This window comes from Microvirga sp. 2MCAF38 (genome assembly GCF_052115485.1).
Lineage (GTDB): Bacteria > Pseudomonadota > Alphaproteobacteria > Rhizobiales > Beijerinckiaceae > Microvirga.
This window is the reverse complement of the sequence record NZ_JBFRGU010000006.1, coordinates 30,886-53,924: the sequence shown is the minus strand read 5'-3', so window position 1 is coordinate 53,924 and position 23,039 is coordinate 30,886. Positions and strand designations below refer to the sequence as shown.

The 23,039-nt window shown below is 58.6% G+C and carries 18 protein-coding genes and 1 pseudogene; 11 read left to right on the top strand and 8 right to left on the bottom strand.

From position 1 onward, the window contains the following. Positions 1-206: 206 nt before the first annotated feature. The 3 genes and pseudogenes from AB4072_RS13645 to AB4072_RS13635 form a co-directional block, all read right to left on the bottom strand. On the bottom strand, positions 207-1,010 hold the full coding sequence (locus AB4072_RS13645; RefSeq protein WP_441968676.1) for a slipin family protein: 804 nt from the start codon (positions 1,008-1,010) through the stop codon (positions 207-209). Then, entirely contained in the window at positions 1,007-1,909 is a 903-nt protein-coding gene (locus AB4072_RS13640; protein ID WP_441969192.1) for an NfeD family protein, read from the bottom strand. The genes AB4072_RS13645 and AB4072_RS13640 overlap by 4 nt, the downstream gene beginning before the upstream one ends. A gap of 162 nt (positions 1,910-2,071) precedes the next feature. Then, a pseudogene (locus AB4072_RS13635) lies at positions 2,072-2,380 on the bottom strand (NfeD family protein); the annotation flags it as partial. 396 nt (positions 2,381-2,776) lie between these two features. On the opposite strand from AB4072_RS13635, the gene AB4072_RS13630 reads away from it, so the two are divergent. Continuing rightward, entirely contained in the window at positions 2,777-2,995 is a 219-nt protein-coding gene (locus AB4072_RS13630; RefSeq protein WP_441968674.1) for a hypothetical protein, read from the top strand. A gap of 293 nt (positions 2,996-3,288) precedes the next feature. Further along, on the top strand, positions 3,289-4,482 hold the full coding sequence (locus tag AB4072_RS13625; RefSeq protein WP_441968672.1) for a DUF937 domain-containing protein: 1,194 nt from the start codon (positions 3,289-3,291) through the stop codon (positions 4,480-4,482). Positions 4,483-4,641: 159 nt separating this feature from the next. On the opposite strand, the gene AB4072_RS13620 is transcribed toward AB4072_RS13625, so the two are convergent. Continuing rightward, the gene (locus tag AB4072_RS13620) at positions 4,642-8,727 is read right to left on the bottom strand and encodes a DUF4082 domain-containing protein (protein ID WP_441968670.1); all 4,086 of its coding nucleotides are present in this window, start codon (positions 8,725-8,727) and stop codon (positions 4,642-4,644) included. A 578-nt stretch (positions 8,728-9,305) separates the two neighbouring features. On the opposite strand from AB4072_RS13620, the gene hutC (AB4072_RS13615) reads away from it, so the two are divergent. Then, positions 9,306-10,034, top strand: a complete 729-nt coding sequence (hutC, locus tag AB4072_RS13615; protein WP_441968668.1) for a histidine utilization repressor — start codon at positions 9,306-9,308, stop codon at positions 10,032-10,034. A gap of 69 nt (positions 10,035-10,103) precedes the next feature. On the opposite strand, the gene AB4072_RS13610 is transcribed toward hutC (AB4072_RS13615), so the two are convergent. Next, on the bottom strand, positions 10,104-10,784 hold the full coding sequence (locus AB4072_RS13610) for an amino acid ABC transporter permease (RefSeq protein ID WP_441968666.1): 681 nt from the start codon (positions 10,782-10,784) through the stop codon (positions 10,104-10,106). A 100-nt stretch (positions 10,785-10,884) separates the two neighbouring features. Next, positions 10,885-11,703, bottom strand: a complete 819-nt coding sequence (locus AB4072_RS13605; protein ID WP_441968664.1) for an ABC transporter substrate-binding protein — start codon at positions 11,701-11,703, stop codon at positions 10,885-10,887. Positions 11,704-11,860: 157 nt separating this feature from the next. On the opposite strand from AB4072_RS13605, the gene AB4072_RS13600 reads away from it, so the two are divergent. Together AB4072_RS13600 and AB4072_RS13595 are read left to right on the top strand one after the other, a co-directional pair. Next, on the top strand, positions 11,861-12,664 hold the full coding sequence (locus AB4072_RS13600; protein WP_441968662.1) for a phytanoyl-CoA dioxygenase family protein: 804 nt from the start codon (positions 11,861-11,863) through the stop codon (positions 12,662-12,664). A gap of 304 nt (positions 12,665-12,968) precedes the next feature. Continuing rightward, positions 12,969-13,922 carry a hypothetical protein gene (locus AB4072_RS13595; protein WP_441968660.1) on the top strand — a complete coding sequence of 318 codons (954 nt, stop codon included), beginning with the start codon at positions 12,969-12,971 and terminating at the stop codon, positions 13,920-13,922. 44 nt (positions 13,923-13,966) lie between these two features. Here AB4072_RS13595 and hutC (AB4072_RS13590) read toward each other — a convergent pair whose 3' ends face one another. Both hutC (AB4072_RS13590) and AB4072_RS13585 read right to left on the bottom strand, forming a co-directional pair. Continuing rightward, entirely contained in the window at positions 13,967-14,710 is a 744-nt protein-coding gene (gene hutC, locus AB4072_RS13590) for a histidine utilization repressor (RefSeq protein WP_441968659.1), read from the bottom strand. Continuing rightward, positions 14,707-16,062 (bottom strand): formimidoylglutamate deiminase, encoded by a 1,356-nt coding sequence (locus tag AB4072_RS13585; RefSeq protein WP_441968657.1) that lies wholly within the window; start codon positions 16,060-16,062, stop codon positions 14,707-14,709. Before AB4072_RS13585 ends, hutC (AB4072_RS13590) begins: the two co-directional genes overlap by 4 nt. Before the next feature lie 83 nt (positions 16,063-16,145). On the opposite strand from AB4072_RS13585, the gene hutI reads away from it, so the two are divergent. The 6 genes from hutI to AB4072_RS13555 all read left to right on the top strand — a co-directional run bounded on the left by hutI (position 16,146) and on the right by AB4072_RS13555 (position 23,004). After that, positions 16,146-17,369: an imidazolonepropionase gene (gene hutI, locus AB4072_RS13580; RefSeq protein WP_441968656.1), complete on the top strand. Its 1,224-nt coding sequence runs from the start codon at positions 16,146-16,148 to the stop codon at positions 17,367-17,369. Continuing rightward, the gene (gene hutH / locus AB4072_RS13575) at positions 17,366-18,907 is read left to right on the top strand and encodes a histidine ammonia-lyase (RefSeq protein WP_441968654.1); all 1,542 of its coding nucleotides are present in this window, start codon (positions 17,366-17,368) and stop codon (positions 18,905-18,907) included. The genes hutI and hutH overlap by 4 nt, the downstream gene beginning before the upstream one ends. A 1-nt stretch (position 18,908) precedes the next feature. Beyond that, positions 18,909-19,727: an N-formylglutamate deformylase gene (hutG, locus tag AB4072_RS13570; RefSeq protein WP_441969190.1), complete on the top strand. Its 819-nt coding sequence runs from the start codon at positions 18,909-18,911 to the stop codon at positions 19,725-19,727. Positions 19,728-19,740: 13 nt separating this feature from the next. After that, complete coding sequence (gene hutU, locus AB4072_RS13565; RefSeq protein ID WP_441968653.1) at positions 19,741-21,420, top strand: urocanate hydratase; 1,680 nt, start codon at positions 19,741-19,743, stop codon at positions 21,418-21,420. 44 nt (positions 21,421-21,464) lie between these two features. Continuing rightward, a complete protein-coding gene (locus AB4072_RS13560; RefSeq protein ID WP_441968651.1) occupies positions 21,465-22,016 on the top strand; it encodes a HutD/Ves family protein in 552 nt (183 codons plus the stop codon). Between the two features lie 220 nt (positions 22,017-22,236). Beyond that, positions 22,237-23,004 carry an amino acid ABC transporter permease gene (locus AB4072_RS13555; RefSeq protein WP_441968649.1) on the top strand — a complete coding sequence of 256 codons (768 nt, stop codon included), beginning with the start codon at positions 22,237-22,239 and terminating at the stop codon, positions 23,002-23,004. The last annotated feature ends 35 nt before the right edge of the window (positions 23,005-23,039 follow it).

Sequence of the window (23,039 nt, the reverse complement as noted above, 5' to 3'; positions counted from 1 at the left end):
ATGCACCTGCCGTCAGAAACATAAAGTCTCGTCTATTAACCGTCTCATCCGCTTTGAGGCTGTGCTGATCGGCCATGTGTCACCATCGATTTGTAGGCGCGCCGATGTCGCTTCACGATGAATAGTTTCCCGATAATCTCACCGGCATTGTGCGATACAACGGAAATTCAAGATTACGCGCCTACAGCTCGACACTCAGGTATTCCTTACTTTGTATCGTTGTCGCCAGTCTGGTTCGCCGGCCTCTCGTTCCTGCGATTTAGAGCACTATCAAGGTAAGATAAAAGATCTATCGGTAGTGGGAAGACCACGGTTGAGGAGCGTTCTCCTGCGATATCGTGGAGGGCTCCGAAATAGCGGAGCTGCATTGCGCATGGTTCTCTGGCAAGCGATCGACCAGCTTCGACGAGCTTGTCCGCAGCTTGCTGCTCGCCCTCTGCGTTGATCACCTTGGCGCGCCGTAACCGCTCGGCCTCAGCCTGCTTGGCAATGGCGCGAACCATGGTCTCGTTGAGGTCGATATCCTTGATCTCGACGTTGGTCACCTTGATACCCCACGCATCGGTCTGCTGGTCGACAATCTGCTGAATGTCCGCGTTGAGCTGATCGCGTTCGGCGAGCATCTCGTCGAGTTCATGTTTTCCCAGAACGGAGCGAAGAGTTGTTTGGGCAAGCTGGTTCGTTGCTATCGCAAAGTTCTCCACCATAATGATCGCGCGCTCAGGATCGACGATGCGGAAATAGAGAACGGCATTGACCTTAACCGAGACGTTGTCGCGGGAAATGACGTCTTGTGGTGGAACATCCTGGACAATGATTCTCAGGTCGACTCTCACCAGTTGCTGCACGAAAGGGATTAAGATGATCAAGCCAGGCCCTTTTACGCCTGTGAACCGACCGAGTGTAAAGACAACCCCCCGTTCATATTCCCTGAGGATGCGAATTGCAGAAGCCAGGAAGACAACGGCGATCAGGATGAGGATCAAATATACAACATACCCGACTATCATGGTTTCCCTCCTTGGCTCGTTGCGACCTTCGGAGCGCTCTTCACGACAAGCGTGAGTCCATCGACTTCTGTCACCTCGACGCGGTCACCGTTGATAAAAGAATTCGCGGCTCGGGCACTCCATCGCTCTCCGAGGGCGAACACATGACCCGTCTCACCGGACCAATCGAGTACTTCGGCGGACTGCCCCAGCATTGTCGAAACACCTGTGCGGGCAGGTTGACGTCGTAAGCGCCAGACATAGCCGAGCGTGAGTGTAAACAAGCCGATGCTCGCCACTGCCACGCCTCCGATCACACCCCACGACAGTCTAAACTCCGGCACATCGGTGTTGAGCAGCATTGTGGCTCCGATAACGAGAGCCACAAGACCACCGATGCCGAGCACAACGGTCGGTGTGAATGCTTCCGCAATAAGGAAAGCGATCCCGAGCAATGTAAGCGCAACGCCCGTATAGTCGACCGGCAACATGTTCAAGGCGTAGAGGCCCAGAATAAGGCAAATTCCGCCAATCACGCCCGGTGCGATGGTGCCCGGATTGCTGAACTCGAAGACAAGGCCGAAAAGACCCAGGATCAAGAGAATGAAAGCGACATTGGGGTCGGTGATCACCGAAAGGAATTGATCGAGCGAGGTCGGTTCAATCGGTTCGATCCGGAGATTTCCTGTCGCGAGGCGTATTCGGCTCCCTGCGATGTCTACTTCTCGCCCATCGATGCGAGCAAGAAGGTCCATGGGATCTCGGGCGATAAGGTCGATGACGCCCTTGTCCAAAGCGGCTTGGGCCGAAAGGCTTACCGAATAGCGCACGGCTTGCTCGGCCCAATCGGCATTGCGGTGCCGCAACTCCGCCAAACTGCGAATGAATGCGACGGCGTCGTTAGTAACCTTCGCTTTCATTGTATTCTCGTCATTAGCCGGCTCCGGCTGGTCGTGAGCATCTCCCTTGCCCTTCTCTTTATTGATATCTTTTCCGGGAGGAGAAGGCTCGAACAAGCCCCCAATCTGTACGGGAGTCGCCGCTCCTATATTTGTTCCGGGTGCCATGGCCGCAATATTGGTCGCATAGAGAATGTAAGTGCCGGCGCTCGCAGCATGAGCTCCGGCAGGCGCAACGAAACCTATGACTGGGATAGGAGAGCTCAGAACGTTGGCGATAATCTCGCGCATGCTGGTGGCAAGGCCACCTGGAGTATCAAGTTGTAGAACTATGAGATCTGCCCGATGCCGAGTGGCGGAGTCAAACGCGCTTTTGACGTATCTGGCGGTCGCCGGTCCAATCGGGCCCTTGATCGCAACCGAAGCCGCAAACCGGTTTCGATTGATGTCATCTGCACATGCAATGCCCGTCCATGATGCGATCAGCACCATGAAAGAAATTGCGATCGGGGTTGATCGCCATTTGGACACGCACAAGTCCCCTTCTACGGAAGGCTGCAAGTGCTTCGATAGAGTGACTATAGCATTCTATGGTTTCGTAACCTATTGAGTTCTCGCGCTATTGCGGAACATCAGGCGGAACATAGGGTAACGTTCGCGCGAAGAACCAGAGCAGGAACAACACCAGCGCAAGGCAACATCCACTCGGCGCGCCAATCACCATCTCGCGACGGGGTTTCCGAGGCGTCGCATGGCGCTTGTACCGTACATTTCCATCCTTAAGTCGAAACGATGAACCTTTTCTCGAACGGAGACCGACCATGAGGAAAGTCCTTATCGGACTGAGCGTCTTTCTATTGAGCGCGAGCCTCATCTCAGGCGTGGCTGTTGCGCGAGGAGGAGGAGGAGGAGGAGGCGGAGGCGGTGGCGGTGGCGGTGGAGGTGGAGGTGGAGGTGGAGGTGGAGGTGGAGGTGGAGGCGGCCATGGTGGCGGTGGTTCCGGCGGCTCACACTCCGGCGGAGGTTCGTCGCGTGGTGGCCACGAGCATGAAGGGTTCTCGCGCCGGCAAAATCAATCGGAGCCCGGGGATACTCGTTGCTATATGATCTATTCAGGCTACGCGTGTAGCTATTAAGGTGTCCTAGTCGCTTGAGGTGCCGGAAGACGGCAGGATAGAATCCTACCCGAACGTGAATGCACGACGATCATCGGGTCGATATGTTCCGAAGTTTTTGAGTGCCGCGCGATACCTGCGCCGGCGAGGGCTGCGCGCGCCAAGGAACGTATCCACAACATGATCGTTGATTGTACGGCCTACCGGGAGAGAACAAGCAGCCGGCGTTCGGCGCTGTAAGAGCTGTCATGAAGGGAAACGGCATAGTTCGTTTCGGGCGGCGGTATGGCTCGTGAAATTCCACGGGAAGCGTCAGACACACAGGAGGAAGTCTCAATGAGCACCAACCTGGTATCGCTGGTCACACAATTTCTGACGCCCGACATGATCGCCAAAATCGCTTCAGCTTTCGGTTTGGACAAGTCACAAATCGGAAGAGCAATAAGCGCCGCCGTGCCGGGCATTCTCGGTAGTCTGGCAGGAACCGCATCCACCCCGGAAGGTTCGCGCAAGCTATTTAATGTGGTCAGTCAACAGCCGCCGGGTATCCTGGATACGTTGACGGGAGCGATTGGAGGCTCCGGCCAGAAAAACCTGATCGACAATGGAACCGATATGTTGTCCTCCCTATTGGGCGGTTCCTCAACTTCGGCGCTCGGAGATGCGGTTGGTAAGTTTGCTGGGATCGGAAGCTCGTCCGGTGCGTCGCTTCTCGGGCTCCTGGCGCCGGTGGTTATGGGCGTTCTTGGTAAGCAGAAAACAGCCGGAGGGCTCGATGCATCGGGTCTTTCGCAAATGCTCACTTCCCAGAAATCCGATATTGCCAGGGCGTTGCCACCTGGTTTCGCGGACTTGCTGAGCGGCACCGGTTTGCTCTCCGGCATCAGCGGTGCCGGCGCTGCGCAGACAGCGAGAGCTGCACCCCAGTCGACAACGTTGGAGACCAATCGTACGGTCCGACGGACCCAGTCTCCTATGCCTGGTTGGGCTTGGGCTCTTCCGGCCATTGCTTTGATTGCGCTGGGCTGGTGGTGGTTCGGCCGATCTGCGACGCATGTGGCGGAGACGGGAACGACAACGCAGACCGCGCAAAATCTCCCCGATCAGACCACGACGACACAGGCTCTGCCATCGGCGCAAAATCTCACTGTCGGCTCCGTCAATCTAGGGTCGACAGTTCAAACAACGGTCACCAATATGCGGCAGGCTCTGCAAGGTGTAACAGACGTTGAATCTGCGAAGGTAGCGTTGCCGAAACTCGCCGAGGGTGCGGCCCAGCTCGATCGGGTCGACAACCTGGTCAACCAGCTTCCAGCCGGTGGAAAGGTTGCACTCGCATCGCTCGTCACAACGGCTCGCCCCACCCTTGACGAACCCTTCAATCGAGTCCTTGCCATTCCCGGTGTCTCGGAGGTTGCCAAGCCCACGATTGATGCAATCAAACTCAAGCTGGATGCACTGACCAAGACTGCGGGCTGAAATCAATATCCCGATTTTGACGGACCGGCCGGACAATTATTGTCCGGCCGAGTTTGTATTGCGGTCGACGATGCTGACATCATGACGCACGTTGCCTCGCCATACGCAAAGGTGTCATCGCGCTCGGCGTGAGCGCGATGACGGGATGTGGAAGAGTGGCTACGGTTCGGATCCTTCATTGAGAGCTAACTCAGCCGGGGCCGCGAGAGGCTCATCCTCGCCGGTTGTAGAATCGGCAGTTTGGAGTTGGTTAAACGCGCCTCCTGACGAGCTGAACAGAACATCGACCCAGTAGTTCGCTGCATCGTAAGAGCTTGTCGGAAACAAGCTGGACGATCCATAGGTGTACACGCCGTTGCCGCCCGCACTCGCGCTCGACGGCGCGGTGAGGGGGCCGTTCGTGGCTGCCGCCGAGAAGTAATTCGAGGTCGCGGCGTAGTGGCCGTTGCTGTGGTAGGAGACCACATAAGTGGTTCCAGCAGCCAACGGGATCGGGCTCGGGAATGCCGCGGTCTGCCATCCGCTGGCGGTTTCGTTCGTAAAGGTGACGGTGCCGAGAAGCGTTCCGGTCGCTGTCCATAGATTTCCATGGTGCGTGCCGGTGTCGCCGGTCCCTTTATAGAACTTGATACCGTTAACGGTGCCCGCGACAGATGATTGGAACTTCATCCCGAGTTCGACCGAGTTGGTCTCCGGGTCGGACAGGATTGCCGGTATTGCCGACGGCGAGAACAGGCTGACGGAAGCGGGTGTGACGGTGATACTCACATTCGCCGAGGATGTGCCGCCGCGACCGTCGCTGATCGAATAAGTGAATCCAGCGGCCCCGGTATATCCCGCCGTTGGCGTGAACGTGATGATGTTTGTGGATGCGTTGAACGCGACCGAGCCATGAGTCGCAGCGCTGACACCCGTAATGCTCAATGGATCACTATTCGGATCAGTGTCATTGGCGAGGAGTGCTGCAGCGGTGATCGTGAGAGGTATGTCCTGGTTCGTGGAAAATCCCGTATCGTTGTTGGCTGTAGGGGGTTGGTTGGCAACGCTGCTGGAAGAGGCGAACAGCACGTCGACCCAGTAGTTCGTAGCCTGATAAGTATCGGTCGGAAACGAGCTGGACGATCCGTAGGCGTAGACGCCATTGCCTCCGGCCGATGCACTCGATGGCGCTGTCAACGGGCCGTTCGCGGTGGCCGTCGAGAAGTAGTTTGAGTTCGCCGAGTAAAAGCCGGTGTTCGTGTGGTACGAGACGACGTAAGTCGTGCCGGCAGTGATTGTCACCGGACTGGAGAATATTGCCGTCTGCCATCCGCTGGCAGTCTCGCCCGCGAATGTCACCGTTGCTAGCCGAGTGCCCGTGCTCGACCAGAGCGATCCGGTGTGAGTGCCGGTGTTTTGAGCGCTCTTGTAGAATTTGACACCTGTGACCGTGCCTGCGACGGACGCCTGGAACTTCATTCCCAACTCGACTGGAGCAGCGTCGGAAACGGAAGGGGTCGCTGGTGTCGCCGATGACGAGAACAAGCTGACGGAAGCCGGTATGACGGTGAGACTCACATTCGCCGAAGACGTGCCGCCACGTCCATCGCTGATGGAATAGCTGAAGCCTGCCTGCCCGGTATATCCCGCTGTTGGCGTGAACGTGACGGTGTTGGCGGCAGCATTGAACGCGGCTGCGCCATGGGTCGCTCCACTGACACTTGTGATGTTCAACGGATCGCCGTCCGGATCGGTGTCGTTGGCGAGAAGCGACGCAGCGGCAATCGTGAGAGGCGTATCCTGATTCACGATAAATCCGGTGTCGGTATTCGCGGTGGGAGGTTGATTGACCGTACTGCTGGAGGAAGCAAACAACACATCGACCCAGTAGTTCGTGGCCTGATAGGTATCGGTTGGGAACGAGCTTGACGACCCATAGGCGTAGACGCCGTTGCCGCCGGCCGCTGCGCTTGATGGTGCGGTCAACGGGCCGTTCGTGACGGCGGTCGCGAAGTAGTTTGCGGTGCTCGAATAATGTCCCGCATTCGCGTGGTAGGAAACGATGTAGGTGGTGCCGGCGGTAACTGTCACTGGGCTGGGGAATATTGCGGTCTGCCAACCACTGACGGTCTCGCCCGTGAATGTTACCGTTGCCAGTCGCGTCCCTGTACTCGACCAGAGAGATCCGGTGTGAGTGCCGGTGTTTTCAACTCCCTTGTAGAAACGGATACCGGCGATCGCTCCCGCGATCGATGGTTGGAACTTCATTCCGACTTCGACCGCGCCATTGTCTGCAACATTGGGGTTTTCAGGCATGGCCGTGAGTGGGAACAAGGACACGAGGTCGTTACCCGAGACGGTAACTGTTCGTCCTGCAGCTGGAATCTCCAGATTGAGGCTGTCATCCACGGCTCTCGTCTTGATCGTGACGGAACCTGCCGTCAATGGAATCCAGCTGTAGGTCCAGTTTTGGCGACCAATCGCCCGGTGCCAGGTCGCGCCGGAATCCGTCGACACGTCGACTGCGGCGACGACACCACCTCCGCTGTCGGATGCCGTGCCCGTGATTGTAACAGTCTGGCCGACAGTGATGGTTGAACCGACGCTGGGAGATGTGATCGTCGAGACCGGTTTTATGGTATCGGTCGATTGTGTTGCCGGGACGAGACCAGCCTCAAGAGTGCCGGGTTGAACGCCCATATCGGCGAACAGGTTGACCATCGCCTGCTTGACATTGTCGTCTACGGGTGTCGCTTCGTTGTCATGGTTGTCATCGAGCCCCCAAGCCCAATAGACTGTTCCCGCGCCGAACACCAAGGCACCGCTCGGCGCGCGATACAGCGTCAGGTTATGGGTCGCGGTGCCGTTCCCGACCGTGTTGCCATAGTCCAGGAGATATTGAGTGACCGGGACCGTGGTCGAGGAGAGCATGATGAGCCCTGCCGGCCGGAAGCCGTTATCGGGGGACTCGTCCCATTCGTAACCGAGATAGCCCTGCGGTAAGGTCGCAGTCTGGCCCGGTTGCAGGTTGGCAATGCTCGTATTGCGCCAAAAACGCAGGTTGGCGTATTCGGAACCGATTGTGATCGAGTCGCGACGATAAGAGTCGACCTGGAAGATCGTTCCCGTGAGAGCATTTTCGGGCCGACCTCCGCCTTGCGAGGTTGGCGAGACGAAGCGCGGATCGCGAAAAGTTCCGGTCCACTCATTGCTCGGATCGATGTCGCCGTTGCCCCAGGTTTCCTTGTAGCAGATCAGAGTGCGATAGGGTTGAGCACCGGCGGTGAAACTCGGCGCCCATCTGGTTCTCCAATAAACCTCATTACCGCTCCAGAACGAGAGATGGACACCCGCATCGCGAGCCGCCTCGACGTTGGCGCGCTGCTGCCCCGACCAATACTCGTCGTGGCCCACCGACAAGAACACCTTGTGGTTCGTGAGCAGGTTTCCGAAACGGTCGGTATCCACACCGGCCATGTACGACACGTCGTAACCATTCTTTTCCAGCCATAAAAGCGCCGGATATTCGACCCCGAAAATGTAGTCCTGTGGACCGGCCAGGAGGCCGCCGCCACGTGTTGTGATCGGTCGGTTGTAACTCAGCGCGTAGGCGCGGCCGCTTCCCACAGAGCCTGTCGCAGGGCCGGTGCCCCCGTAGAAATTCGCGCCGCCCCAAGGATTGTACGCGTGCCAGGTCGTGTCGGACGTCTGGAAGATGATATCGCTCGTGCTGCTATCGTCGCGAACGATGAACGGGATATGATTTGCACCAGCCGTGCCGTCTTGCCGAACGAGCTTGGCGATGTAGATCCCTGACGTGGCATCCGGCGGAACGTTCCAGGACGCGGAGACGGCCCAGTTGCCGGCATCAACCGCACCGGTGGCGTTGTCTCGCTGCGGGTTCAGCTGGGTTTGAAGGCCCGTATGGGGGATCGTGTCGAGTTTCCTGGCGCCCATACCGCCGTAGTAGCCGAGGCGGTAGATGTCGATCCGATAGTTGGTCGAATCGGTATTGATCTTGAAGTCGATCCTCTGTCCTCGATTGATACTGATCTCGGTCGCGAACCCCTCGATGTTCGTGCTGCCCGCTCCATCGATGCCCCACTCGTTCTCAGGATTTCCGAGTTCCTGATTTTCAAGAACGATGGGGTTGGAGGCGGTAGCCGCAAACGCGGTCCGCAGGTGTGCCGCCGGACTGCTCCTGGTCACCGGACCCTGGAGGATGCCGGGCCCGATGATGACGGCATCTGCCCCGGCCTGTGGCACCTCTGGCCCCCCGCCTGGGAGCCCGTGAATTATTGCGTCAGTCTCTGTTTCGGACCGAAGGCTATCGATAAGGCTTGGCCCTTGTTGATCGGGTTTTGTAAAGTTCGTCGGGGTCTGATCTGTCTTGAAAGGTACAAGTTTCTTCAAGAACAGAAATCGATCTACTATGTTTTGGACAAATTTATAGCACGACACAAGCATTGCAGCCTCCGTTGGAAGAGGTAATAGCTAATCGTCTAGCTTTCTAACGTCTCATATCTGGAACGGTAATGGAATGTGGGGTCGACGGCTGCGACCTAACTCTGGGTAAGTCATCCACAACTAATAATGGCGAAATCGGAGATTCCAACTTGTGACGGGCGCTGGTTCAAGTGCCCATCGACCGGGCGATGCGAACCTGCCGTCCGACGGTCTCGGGAAGCGTACCCGGTCACGAGATGGAGCGACTGCACTGGCAAACACTGCGTTGCCGTGCAATTTCGGCCAGATCGCAAGAGCTGATGCCGTACTCGCCACACTCAAGTGAGGCGCCTTAAGCGGCATCTTGATACTCAGAAACAATCCAGATACTCAGGATTATGGCTACCGAAGAAAACGTCCCTATTTACGCTGAAATCCAGCGGGATGTGGAGCGCAAGATCATGTCGGGCGCTTGGCCGCCCGGACACCGCGTTCCCTCCGAAGCAGAACTCGTTGCTCAATACGGCTGTTCGCGGATGACGGCGAACAAAGCGATGTCCAATCTCGCGGCATCCGGTATGATCGTTCGTCGGCGCAGGTCGGGATCGTTCGTCGGACCACCGCGCGTGCAGGAACCGCTGTTACGGATCCAAGACATCCGGGCCGAGATTCTCGCGACGGGCCGTTCCCATCGGTTCAAGATATTGCGCCGCAACACACGCATTGCATCGACCCAGGAAGATGCCGCGCATGTCGGCGTTCCCGTCGGCACGCCGATCCTGACGCTGGAAATCATCCACTACGCAGACGACGAACATTTTGCGGTCGAAAACAGACAGATCAACTTGGCGGTTGTGCCTGAGGCTGCCGAGGAGAGTTTCAAGACGATCCCGCCAGGCACGTGGCTCTTGCAAAACGTGCCATGGACAGAGGCGGAGCACGCCATTCGCGCTCTGCCGGCGGACCGCGTGACGAGCCAACGCTTGAAGATCCCTTTCGGCGACGTTTGCCTATCGATCGCTCGCCGAACCTGGAAAGCCGATCGTCTGGTGACCTTCGTCCGCATCATCTATCCCGGCGATCGACATCGCTTTGTGGCCCGGTTTACACCTTCATCATCTTTGTGAGGCGTGGTTAGGCGACCGAGCGCGGCTATATCTCGGAAAAACAATCTTCCTGCTTTTCCGAGACATGCGCTAGCGGGCGGCTGACGCCCAACCATATCTGCGCCCCAGCCGCCACTCGATCACGTATTGGATCAGCGTCCAAGCGAGGGTCAGCAGCAGATAATAGACCGCAATGGCGAGATAGACCTCGAAAGTTCGATAGGTCGCGGCATGCAGGCTGTCTGCGAAAAGAAACAACTCAGGAACTGCGATCACGCTCAAGAGCGATGTCGTCTTGAACATCGCGTTGCATTGATTCCCGAGGGGTGGGATTATCACAGGTATCGCCTGCGGCAGGATGATGCGCCGCATCGCGAGCGCCGGCTCCATGCCCAGCGATTTCGCAGCCTCGGATTGACCCGGATCGACTGAGTCGATTCCGGCCCTTGTGATTTCACTCATGTAGGCGGCTTCGTGCAGCGCAAAAGTAATGACACCGGCAAGGATTGCGCCGCTCAAGTTGAAGATGCCCAAGATCCTGATATCAGGTGGAAACATATCCCACCCTCCGAATAGGTATGGAAGCCCGAAATAAACGAGCATGATCTGGACGAGAACGGGGGTGCCGCGAAAGAAGGCGACATAACCTCCATTCAGCATCCGCATGCTCCGTCGTCGGCTCAAGCCGGCGACGGCCAATAACGTTCCGAGTCCGATCCCTATCACCATCGAAACGATAGTCGTGGACACGGTGATGCGAAGTCCACGCAACAGATTCTCGGGTGGGTTAAACAGGATACTGAGGAAAAACGCGACATCGAAGTGCAAAGCCGTTCACTCCCGTCCAGGCGGTATTCGATTGTAGCGCGTATCAATCGCAAGCCTTGGTGCTGCCACAGAGGAAGGTTCCTTCCCCGAGCTTCCAATCGTCAAGGATCTTCTGAGCTTCCCCCGATGCGACAAGCTCCTTCCAAGTATCGCCGATAGCCTTTGTCTTGGCCGCTTGCGCTTTAGGAATGACGATGCCCATCGTGTTGGGAGGAATCGGCAAGCCACCGATTTCGAATTTATCAGTCGCGGTCGATAGAAAATAAGCGAGCGTCAGCGAACCGCTTGCGAAGGCCTCCACGCGCCCGAGCGAAAGATCCTGAAATGCGATCGCATTGTTCTGGTAGGTGGCAATTTCCATCGGCGACTTATTCGCCGAAACGATCTTTTCGTTGACTGCCTTGAGGCGGCGCTCGTTTGCGCTTCCGAGGAGAACGGCGACGCGCCGGCCCGACAGATCTTCGTAAGTGTGAAGATTGAGCGGGTTACCCTTCTTCACCAGGATGCCGGAAGCCTGTGCCCGGTAATCGACGAAATCATAGATCTGAAGCCTTTCGGGGCTCTTCGATGTCTGTGACATGACCGCGTCGCACTGACCTGAATCGAGTGCCGCAAAGATCGACGCGAATTTGAAATTCTTGAGTTCCGTCTTCACGCCGAGGCGATTGCCGATAGCCTTCATCAAATCGATCTCGAAGCCAATTGGTGTTTGTCCATCCTTGTCGAGGAACGCTGCCGGCGGATCTCCGAACTCGGTGCAGAAGACGATAGCGCCCTGTCCTTTGAATGGTCCGGAATCCGCGGCCATCGCGGCAGCGGACGATGAGCAGGCAAGAAGGGCGGCTAGGATGAGGCGTTTCATGGCAAAGTTCCCTTATTGGCATTATGGTATATACATATTCACGTCTTCTGATGATGGGCAAGCCGAAAAATGGGGCATTTGCTGCCTAAATGGTGACTTGCCAGGACGATTTAATTGTACATACAATTGAATTGTGAACTCAATTCAGGAGAGTGACATGTCCCGATTGGTGTCTGACGACGAGATCGAACGGTTCGCCAGAGATGGCGCAGTCGTGCTTCGAGGCATTTTCCCCGACCAATGGTTGAGGGTCGTCGAGGCGGGTATTGAACACAATGTTGCAGAGCCGAGCGATCACGGCGCCTACGCAGACGGTGAAGCGCGCGGTTTCTTTCAGGATAGCGACAACTGGCGCCGGATCGACGAATTTCGCGACTTTGCGATGAACTCACCGGCAAAGATTATCGCGGCGGAATTGATGCGTGCCACTAAGATCAACTTCATCCATGACCATGTTCTCGTGAAGAGAGCCGGCGCGGGGAAGCGAACACTGTGGCACCAGGACCAGCCCTACAGTCCAATCGATGGTCGTGATTTTTGCACCATGTGGCTGCCGATCGACCCGGTGTCGCGTGAGACGACACTCGAGTTCGTGGCCAAGTCGCACGTATCGGGGAAATGGTATCGGCCACAACGCTTCGCGACGGGCGAACTGCGAGAAGGAGACGATCCGCAATGGGACGTGCTGCCGGACATCGAGGCGGATCGTGAGCGTCACGAAATTCTTGGTTGGGCGATAGAGCCTGGCGATGTTCTTGTCTTCCATGGTCTGACTCTGCATGGCGCGGCTGGCAACAGCACGACGCAGGATCGACGGGTGCTGTCGACGCGATGGACGGGCGACGATGCACGCTTCCAACGCCGTCTTGGCAAGATGTCACCGCCGCCGCCCAAGATCGGTGCACCTGAAGATGGCGATCCTGTCGATTGCGACGCGTTTCCCGTGGTCTGGAGAGCTTGAAGAAAGCCTAACCTCTTGCGAGCAGCGGTCTGTCGGTAGTCCCAGCAAGACGACAGGAATCCTGCAGCGCTGAGTTCTGCTGCTCGCAACCACACATATCCTCGATTCGAACATCGAACGCCACCGCCGGATTGCTGTTTCGCTCGCGGCAACTTCGGCCCGATCGTTTGTTGCGGATCGAAGCGCTCGGATCATTTTGCGTTGTCGTGAAGATCTCTTTTCTCTTGCTCCATCTCGATGACGACAATATGTATATACTATTGAATGTGCCAAAACAGACCGTGTCCAGAGAGGGGAACTGCGAATGTCCTACGGTAGCATCCGGGATCTCACGCAAGAGATCATCGAGGCGACGAACGCCATCATGACGACGGAACCGGAGGAGATCCGCGCTTTCCGAACCGGGACACTCGATAACAAAGCGGGCAGTTACGGCCAATATTTCGGCACCTGGGACATCGCTGCCGGCATGATCCGGGACTATTCGATGTATACGCTCTATCCGCTTCTGAATGTCGTCCAGAACGAGAAGATCGGCCTCGAACAATTCCGCGCTGTTTTCCAGGCATTCGATCCTGCATACAGCAACTATCTGCGCTACAGCGGCTTTCCGGAGATGGGCCGTCGAGCTGCCGATATGCGCCGTCTCCTGGAGACGACGAAATCACGCGAGGATGTTGTCGCTGCCATCAAGGCTTTTACGGCTTACACGAACCGCCTGGCGGCTTGGTCATTTCACTACTTCCCGTGGGGCCTCGGCACGCAGTTCCAGTACAAGGATCCCGAGGTGCCGGCGCCGTCCATTACCGACCTCAATCGCCGCGTTCATATCAAGGACGGGCAGCGCATTCGCTTGACATGGCAGCCGCTCGGAATCTCTGTCGAGGCGGTGCTGGCGACGCAGGAAAATCCGGAGCTGTGCCGAGATCTGCTTGAGGCGCTGCCTTTCAGCATCATCCAGGATCACGCTGTGGTCACGGGCGAATCGATGTATGCCTGGACGCCAATCGTCAGCACCGCGCCGATCCATGTTCGCGAGCGCATCTGCGACGCTCCTCAGGGTCGTCTGCGCTTCTCGCAATCGACGGGCCAGAAGTTCATTGTTCAATATGGACCGACGACGGAAGATCTCGCGCAGCCTGTGCTCGGAGAGATCCTAGGCGAAGACGCGAAGAAATTGCCGGAGGTCGGTAAAGCGGTTTGGAGGAGCACTTTCGAAACGAAGGAGCTGATCTGGCTCACCGTTGAAAAGGTCTGACGCCTGAAAGTTGATCGCACTATGCGCGAGCGTCGCGCCGGCGCTCAGTTCTGTGCCGGTGCGAAGCTTGCGCTCAGATAATAGAGGTTTCCAGGAAAGACTTGCCGCACATGAGTGATGGACTCGCGTTCGCGCCAAGTCCGGCGTTCAACCTGGAGACAGGCAGTCTCGGGTGTGATCGAGAGGGGCGCCGCGTAGGTATTTCCCGCGTTGAGTGACATGATGCGGTGTTCGGCCTCCGTCCACGGCACATGACCGAGCAACCAAGTGCCCGGCGGTTCCCTTGAGAAGTCGACGTCGGCCGCTGTCGGAACCGCTGCGAGATTAAGTCGCCGCTCTTCGAAGGCAAACGGTTCTCGCCCGGCGAAATGGCGGCATGTCAGCATGAGGACGTCGGTTCCGGACTCCACGACGAGCAGGGCGCGGTCCTCGCGCGTGGCGCGGCGGCGGCGGCGTGAGATGAGCTCATACCGGTATTCCTGGCCGCGGCGAGAAATCTCTGCCTTGATGTCCGGGATCTCCAGGACCGCCGATTGCACTCGCGGGCGCGAGACGAACGACCCGGCGCGACGGCGCCGATCAAGAAGCCCGATCTCGGCTAGCCGCGACAGCACCTTGTTCACCGTCATGCGTGAGCAGCCGTATTCCGCCCTCAGCTCATGCTCGAAGGGGATACGATGTCCCGGTGGCCATGCACCTGAGAGGATCTTCTTCTCGATGTCCGACCGAATCCGCTGGTGCAGTGTTTCGGCTTGGTCGGGTTTCGATGAGATTGAGGGACGCGTCATTCAGCCAACAGCCTGGCAAGGGTGGCGCGGTAACGTATTTCGATAGCGGCACGGTCGACATGATACCCGTCGGCAACAACTTTCTTGCCATATCGCCATACGCAATCGATCACTTGGCGACGGGATGCAAATATCCAGGTGTCGAGCACCGTATCATCGCATCGTGAATCGATGAACGACGCGGCCTTGAGCGAAGCGATGTCGGCAGGCGCTCCCGGTGTTAGATCGCGTGAAGAAAGCGACAAGGCTCTTGCGCCTCCGGTACGGGCGGCATCGAAGAGGCTGCGCCCGGTCGAGTGGCCAGCCTCCTGCGCCATGACGTTGCGACTCCGCAATGTGAGTCTCTGTCCGTATTCCAGCATCGAGAGCTCACTCGCGGCGTCGATGAGAATATTAGAGTCAGAGCCGATGCCGTAATGCCCCCCCAGAGCCGTGAAGGTGCGTGCTTCAAATACGCCGTCGCCGAGATTGGCCTCGGTTATGGGGCAGAGCCCGACCGTCGCGCCGTTGCGTGCCAAATGCTCGATCTCGTCGGGTGTCATATGGGTGGCGTGGATGAGGCACCAGCGCGAGTCGACAGGCATGGAATCGAGAAGCCAGGCGATGGGTCGCGCTCCGCTCCACGCCAGGCAATCCTCGACTTCTTTCATTTGCTCGGCGACATGAATATGAATCGGGCCGCTTGGCGCGAGTGCCGCGACATGGGTCAGCTCATGGGGTGTCACGGCGCGCAAGCTATGGGGCGCGACGCCGATGTTGGCGTCCGGCAAAGTCACGAGGCTACGGCGGGCGTCCTCCAGCAGAGATGCGAATTGATCGAGCGATGTCACAAAGCGCCTCTGTCCCTCCAATGGCTCGAGACCGCCGAAGCCGGCATGAGCGTAGAACACGGGCAGAAGCGTGAGCCCGATACCGGTTACGTCGGCCGCAGCTGCGATCCGCTCGCTGAGTTCCCCAAGCCGCGCATAGGGAGTGCCATTACAATCGTGGTGGACGTAGTGGAACTCGCCGACGCGCGTGAAACCCGATTCCAGCATCTCGGCGTAAGCGAGAGCCGCAATGCTCTCCATGTCGTCCGGTGTCAGGCGGTCGAGGAAGCGATACATGACCTGCCGCCACGTCCAAAAACTGTCGAGGGTTTCACCTCGCACTTCGCTCAGCCCCGCCATGCCCCTCTGAAAGGCGTGGCTGTGGAGATTGGGTACCCCCGGCAGGGCGATCCCGTGTCGATCGTCCCCCGGCCTTGCCGGAACACCGGTTTCGACGGCTGCGATCAGCCCTTCCTCGATCGTGATCCGGACATCCTGACGCCAGCCATTCGGCGTCAACGCCGACGCAAACCATAGAGCCATTCCATCCCCGCGATGCACTTGCTTGACACCTCTTTATATGTCTATACAAGTTAGATGTATAGACAAGTCGATAAGGAACAACGATGGCGCAGGGCGAATCCACAGTTCCTCGCACACGCATCTGGTTCAATGCCCGCCTAGCCACCATGAAGGCGGCCCATTCCGGTCTCGGCATTGTCGAGAACGGTGTCATCGTGGCGCGCGATGGCCGCATTCTTCATGTCGGCGACGTTTCCAACATGCCCTCGATCAGTGACGCCGAACGGATCGATTGCGATGGCCGATGGATAACGCCCGGCTTGATCGACTGTCATACTCATCTCGTGCATGGAGGCGACCGCAGTCACGAGTTCGAGCTGCGTCTTGCAGGCGCGAGCTATGAGGACATTGCGCGAGCCGGTGGCGGCATCGCATCGACCGTTGCGGCGACAAGAGCTGCAAGCGAAGCCGACCTCGTTGCGAGCGCCCTTAAACGTGTTGACCGGCTGATGGCCGACGGCGTCACGACGGTCGAGATAAAGTCGGGATACGGCCTGTCGGCCGATGCCGAGATGAAGCAGCTACGCGCGGCGCGGAGACTGACCGCACTGCGCCCCATTGATGTCGTTACGACTTTCCTCGGTGCTCATGCGCTTCCGCAAGAATTCGACAGCAAGGATAGTTTCATCGATGCGCTCGTCGCGGACATGCTGCCGCGCGTTGTTTCAGAAGGGCTCGCCGACGCCGTCGATGCCTTTTGCGAGAGCATCGCATTCTCGCCCGAACAGGTGAGACGTTTCTTCGATGCCGCTAAAGCCGCAGGCTTGCCGATCAAACTTCACGCCGACCAGTTGTCGGATCTCGACGGAGCGGCGCTGGCCGCACACTATGGCGCGCTCTCGGCCGATCATCTCGAATATACCAACGAAGCCGGTGCGGCGGCCATGGCCGCGGCCGGCACGGTCGCGGTCGTTTTGCCGGGGGCGTTCTATTTTCTGCGCGAGACACGCAAACCACCCATCGATGTCTTCCGTCGATACGGAGTTCCCATAGCGGTCGCGACCGATTGCAATCCCGGCACATCGCCGCTGACCTCACTTCTCCTCGCGATGAACATGGCAGCCACGCTGATGCGGCTGACCGTCGATGAATGCCTTCTCGGCGTGACGCGGGAAGCGGCGCGTGCACTCGGTCGTCTCGACACCATCGGCACGCTGGAGCCTGGCAAGTTCTGCGATCTCGCGATCTGGGACATCGAGCGGCCGGCGGAACTCGTTTATCATATGGGGCTGAGCCCGCTCCATGCTCGCGTTTGGAGAGGACAATGACATCAACCATGATAAAGCCCGGTCAAGTGCCGCTCGACGATTGGCGTGCGATCTACCGTGGTGCGCGGGTCGCACTCGATCCGGGCGTCCGTCCAGGCATCGCCCGTTCGGCGGAAGTCGTCGAGGCGATCATCGCCAAGGGCGAGCCTGTCTATGGCATCAATACCGGCTTCGGAAAGCTTGCCAGCATTCAGATCGGCATTGAAGATCTCGAGACGCTTCAGCGCAACATCGTCCTTTCGCATGCGGCCGGCATTGGCGAGCCCATGCCGATTCCAGTGGCGCGGCTCATGATGGTGCTGAAACTCGCCAGCCTTGCCCGGGGCGCTTCCGGTGTGCGGTTGGCGACGATCGATATGTTGCTGGCGCTCCTGGAGCGCAATGTCATCCCGGTCGTGCCCGCGCAAGGCTCGGTCGGCGCCTCCGGCGATCTGGCGCCGCTGGCGCATATGACGACCGTTATGATCGGCGTCGGCGAGGCGTTCGTCGACGGCGTCCGCATGTCGGCGGCGAAGGCTCTGGAAAAGGCCGGGCTCAAACCCTTGACCCTTGGCCCCAAGGAAGGTCTTGCTCTGCTCAATGGCACTCAGTTCTCGACGGCCTATGCGCTGGCGGGTCTCTTCGAGGTCGAGACGTTATTCCAGACGGCGCTCGTCACGGGAGCCCTGTCGACTGATGCCGCGCGCGGCTCCGATGCACCCTTCGATCGACGGATCCACGATCTGCGGGGACATTCCGGTCAGAAGGAAGTGGGCACCGCTCTCCGCTCTCTTATCGCAGGCAGCGCGATCCGCCAATCGCACCTGACGGACGATGACCGTGTTCAAGATCCCTACTGCCTTCGCTGTCAGCCGCAGGTGATGGGCGCCTGTCTCGATCTGTTGAGACAAGCAGCCAATACATTGGAGACCGAGGCCAACGGCGTCTCGGACAATCCGCTGGTTTTTTCCGAGGAGGGCGAGGTCGTTTCCGGCGGTAATTTTCATGCTGAGCCCGTTGCCTTTGCCGCGGACATGATCGCGATGGCGCTGTGCGAAATCGGTTCGCTGTCCGAACGGCGCATCACACTTCTGACTGATCCTGTCTTGTCACGGCTGCCAGCCTTCCTCACACCGAAGCCGGGCCTGAACTCGGGCTTCATGATTCCTCAGGTGACAGCTGCCGCTCTCGTTTCGGAGAACAAACAGAGTGCCTTTCCGGCAAGTGTCGATTCCATACCGACATCGGCTAACCAGGAGGATCATGTCTCGATGGCGGCGCATGGTGCGCGCCGCCTGATGAGGATGGCCGATAATCTCGCCGGTGTCATCGGCATAGAGCTGCTGGCGGCTGCCCAGGGTTGTGATTTCCATGCGCCGTTGGCTTCCAGCGGAGCACTCGAAGCCGTGCGCGCTCGTCTGCGGCGTGAGGTGCCCACGCTTAGTGATGACCGCTACTTTCATTCCGACATACAGATCGCAACCGCCATGGTGAAGTTAGGCGAGTTGGTCGTTGCCTCAGGTCATCCGCTACCCGGCCTCGGTGTGGGGTGTCGATGACATGACCATTCCCTCGTGGCTGACGATCCGGCGTGGAGCGTCGCCGCTGATCGTCAGCATTCCCCATACAGGCACCGACATTCCGGCCGAGATCGAAAGTCGTCTCGCCTCGCCCTGGCTCGCGCGTAAGGATACTGATTGGTGGATCGAGCGGCTCTACGATTTTGCTCATGATCTTGACGCGACGATCATTCACACGTCGATCTCGCGCACAGTCATCGATGTGAATCGAGACCCAAGCGGCGCGTCTCTTTATCCGGGACAGGCGACGACAGAACTCTGCCCCACGACGAGTTTCGACGGGGAGAAGCTGTATCGGCCGGGGCGCGAACCGAGCCTTGATGATATCGCGGAACGCAGGAAGCTATTTTTCGAACCCTATCACGCCGCCATAGAAGTCGAGATCGGCCGTTTGAAACGTGAATATGAGCGCGTTATTCTCTACGACTGCCATTCGATCCGTTCCGTCGTACCGCGCTTGTTCGAGGGGACCCTGCCTCATCTCAATATCGGCACAAACGGTGGTACAAGTTGCGATCCGACGCTGCAACGGATCATCGCCGAGGCCTGTGTCACCAGTGGATTCTCGAGTGTTGTCAACGGTCGCTTCAAGGGCGGCTGGATCACCCGCCGTCATGGCCAGCCGGGCAACGGCATTCACGCGGTTCAGATGGAGATCGCATGCCGCGGCTACATGACGGAGCCTCGTCTCGTCGATCCAGATAATTGGCCCGGCTCCTTCGATCCGCAACAAGCCTCTCCCATGCGCGCCTTTCTTTCCGATTTACTGACGTCCGTGCTCACCTGGACACGATCATGACTGGAATGTCCCGATGAATCTCCCTTCTCGTCTCGACAACACTCGCCTCATCCGCTCACCGCGCGGCTCCGAAATCAGTGCGAAGAGCTGGCTGACTGAAGCGCCATTGCGCATGTTGATGAACAACCTCGATCCTGACGTGGCCGAGAAGCCGCATGAGCTTGTCGTCTACGGCGGCATCGGCCGCGCTGCGCGCGATTGGGACAGCTTCGACCGGATCGTCGCTGCGTTGCGCCGGTTGGAATCCGATGAGACACTCCTCGTTCAGTCCGGCAAACCTGTCGGTGTCTTCCGTACCCACGCTGACGCACCCCGGGTCTTGATCGCGAATTCCAACCTCGTACCCGGCTGGGCTACTTGGGAGCATTTCAATGCGCTCGATCGCAAGGGCTTGATGATGTACGGCCAGATGACGGCCGGCTCTTGGATCTACATCGGCACGCAAGGCATCGTCCAAGGCACTTACGAGACCTTCGCCGAGGTCGGCCGTCGTCACTACGGCGGAGACCTCTCGGGCCGGTGGATTCTAACTGGCGGCCTTGGCGGCATGGGCGGGGCTCAACCGCTCGCCGCCACCATGGCCGGAGCTTCGATGCTCGCAGTCGAGTGCTCGCCTTCGCGCATCGATATGCGGCTGCGCACGCGCTATCTCGACCTGCAAGCGACCGATCTCGACGAGGCGCTGACCATCATCGAACGCTCCTGCCGTGAGCGCAAGCCAGTCTCGGTCGGTCTTCTCGGCAATGCTGCCGAGATTTTCCCCGAACTCGTCCGCCGCGGCGTGCGGCCCGATGCCGTCACCGATCAGACCTCGGCGCATGATCCGCTCAACGGCTACCTACCAAGCGGATGGACTCTCGCTGAGTGGGAAGACCGGCGCGTGCGTGATCCTCAAGGAACCGTCGAGGCGGCAAAGCGCTCGATGGCGGTGCAAGTCGAGGCCATGCTGGCTTTCTGGCGACAAGGCGTCCCGACTCTCGATTATGGCAACAACATTCGCCAGATGGCACAGGATATGGGTCTCAAAGACGCTTTCGCGTTTCCGGGTTTCGTACCTGCCTATATCCGGCCGTTGTTCTGTCGCGGCATCGGCCCGTTCCGTTGGGTGGCGTTGTCGGGGGATCCGGAGGATATCGCGCGCACAGACGCGAAGGTGAAGGAGCTCATTCCCGATGATAAGCATCTGCATCAATGGCTTGACATGGCGCGTGAGCGTATCGCGTTTCAGGGGCTTCCGGCCCGCATATGCTGGGTCGGTCTCGGACAACGCCACAGACTCGGCCTTGCCTTCAACGAGATGGTGGCGCGAGGCGAACTGAAGGCACCGATCGTGATCGGCCGAGATCATCTCGATTCCGGCTCCGTTGCCTCGCCCAACCGCGAGACGGAGGCCATGCAGGACGGCTCGGATGCGGTATCCGACTGGCCTCTCCTCAATGCGCTTCTCAACTGCGCTTCCGGGGCAACCTGGGTTTCGTTGCACCACGGCGGTGGTGTCGGGATGGGTTATTCGCAACATTCGGGCATGGTCATCGTGTGCGATGGTACGGCCGACGCTGCGCGACGGTTGGAGCGCGTGTTGTGGAACGACCCTGCGACGGGAGTTATGCGGCACGCCGATGCCGGCTATGACATCGCCATCGATTGCGCGCGCGAATACGGCCTTGATCTGCCGTCGCTGGTAGGTCGCTGAACTTGGCGGCGATGCGAATCCTACGCGCGACCGAGCATCGCAAGATGCCCTGGAAGAACAGCGGCGGCACGACTTTCGAAATTGCGACCGGCCCGGAAGGCGCCGGCCTCGACGATTTTGATTGGCGTATCAGTATGGCGCTGGTCGCGACACCCGGGCCATTCTCGCTTTTTCCGGGATGTGATCGAACGTTGTGCGTTCTGACGGATGGACCGCTCAGCTTGCGTGTCGGAAGGAGCCCACTGTTGCTGCTCGATGAAGAAACCGAACCCTTCACTTTTCCCGCCGATGTTCCGGCTGCCGCAGAAGGGATCGGGTCACCTCTGCTCGATCTGAACGTCATGTGCCGGCGCGGTCGCGCTCGCGCCCAGGTGTCGCGTCATCGTGGAGCAGCGTTGATTCTGGAGCCGACCAGCGGAACGCTTGCCGTGCTGTCAAAAGGAGGGGACGCAGAGATTTTCGGCACGTCCGATACGCTCAACGACGGTGACGTACTTCTCATGCAGGGGTGCGAGTCGCAGATACGCATTCATCCCGATATGCGCGCGACACTCTATCGCGTTCAGATCGACGCTGTTCAGACTGCCGGCGCGTAATCAAGCTCAAGAATATCCGCTTGCCAGAGCAATATTTTTGGCTTTATGTATATACTAATAAAAAGAGGGATCGGCTATATGACCTGTGGGATAGCGCGCGCGTTCGAGCGAATGTCTGCCATGGATCGAGCGGAGTTCTCTGACGCTCATGTCTGGGCCAACTCGGATCCAGTGATTGTGATCCTACGCACCACGATTGCCTGATCGCAGGGAGGTCGTCTTGCAGTTCGACCTAAATTACTTCCTCGCGTTTGTGTTCACACCGCCGTCCTCACTGCTGATCGGCCTCGTGATCACCGTTGTCGTGACGATTGCCTCGATGGTGCTTGGTATCGTCCTGGGTCTGCTGTTGGCGATCGGGGGCCTCAGCCGTTACCACACATTGCGGGGTCTCAACCAATGCTATCTGGTGTTCTTCCGCGGCACACCGACGCTCGTGCAGCTGATGCTCGTCTATTTCGGTCTGCCTGCTCTGTTTGGCGGTGCCGATCTCTTTCCTCCGCACATACCGATCCTCGGATTTTCCTTGAACGGAGCATTGCTCGCCGGGAGCATCGCGTTCGGCTTGCACGAGGCCGCCTACATGAGCGAGATCACCCGCTCAGGAATTCTCGCTATCGACAGGGGGCAGGCTGAGGCTGCGAAAGCCCTTGGAATGACGCCCGCACTATCGATGCGGCGTATCATTCTGCCGCAAGCCGTTCGCATCATGGTGCCGCCGCTCGGCAATCAATTCAACGCGATGCTCAAGACCACGTCTCTGCTGAGCGTCATTGCCGTTCCGGAGATGTTCCATGTGGCCGAATCCGTGCAGGCGGCAACATTCAAGACCTTCGAGGTCTATCTCGGTGTCTCGCTCTACTATCTCGCGTTGACCAGCCTCTGGGGCGTGTTGCAGCGCGCGATTGAACGCCGCGTCAGACTTGGCGGCACTAAGCAGGACAAGATCGATCGCATTTCGACTGAGACGACGGTGGTGGAGACATGAGGGAGATTTCGCCGTGACTGGTTTAGGGAGCAGCA

Coding starts and splice junctions, on each gene's coding strand:
- hutU (WP_441968653.1), top strand. CDS start 19,741: ATGAATCTCCCTTCTCGTCTCGACAACACTCGCCTCATCCGCTCACCG.
- AB4072_RS13600 (WP_441968662.1), top strand. CDS start 11,861: ATGTCCCGATTGGTGTCTGACGACGAGATCGAACGGTTCGCCAGAGAT.
- AB4072_RS13640 (WP_441969192.1), bottom strand. CDS start 1,909: ATGAAAGCGAAGGTTACTAACGACGCCGTCGCATTCATTCGCAGTTTG.
- hutC (WP_441968659.1), bottom strand. CDS start 14,710: ATGACGCGTCCCTCAATCTCATCGAAACCCGACCAAGCCGAAACACTG.
- AB4072_RS13645 (WP_441968676.1), bottom strand. CDS start 1,010: ATGATAGTCGGGTATGTTGTATATTTGATCCTCATCCTGATCGCCGTT.
- AB4072_RS13585 (WP_441968657.1), bottom strand. CDS start 16,062: ATGGCTCTATGGTTTGCGTCGGCGTTGACGCCGAATGGCTGGCGTCAG.
- AB4072_RS13625 (WP_441968672.1), top strand. CDS start 3,289: ATGGCTCGTGAAATTCCACGGGAAGCGTCAGACACACAGGAGGAAGTC.
- AB4072_RS13560 (WP_441968651.1), top strand. CDS start 21,465: ATGCCCTGGAAGAACAGCGGCGGCACGACTTTCGAAATTGCGACCGGC.
- AB4072_RS13595 (WP_441968660.1), top strand. CDS start 12,969: ATGTCCTACGGTAGCATCCGGGATCTCACGCAAGAGATCATCGAGGCG.
- AB4072_RS13605 (WP_441968664.1), bottom strand. CDS start 11,703: ATGAAACGCCTCATCCTAGCCGCCCTTCTTGCCTGCTCATCGTCCGCT.
- hutC (WP_441968668.1), top strand. CDS start 9,306: ATGGCTACCGAAGAAAACGTCCCTATTTACGCTGAAATCCAGCGGGAT.
- hutI (WP_441968656.1), top strand. CDS start 16,146: ATGGCGCAGGGCGAATCCACAGTTCCTCGCACACGCATCTGGTTCAAT.
- hutG (WP_441969190.1), top strand. CDS start 18,909: ATGACCATTCCCTCGTGGCTGACGATCCGGCGTGGAGCGTCGCCGCTG.
- hutH (WP_441968654.1), top strand. CDS start 17,366: ATGACATCAACCATGATAAAGCCCGGTCAAGTGCCGCTCGACGATTGG.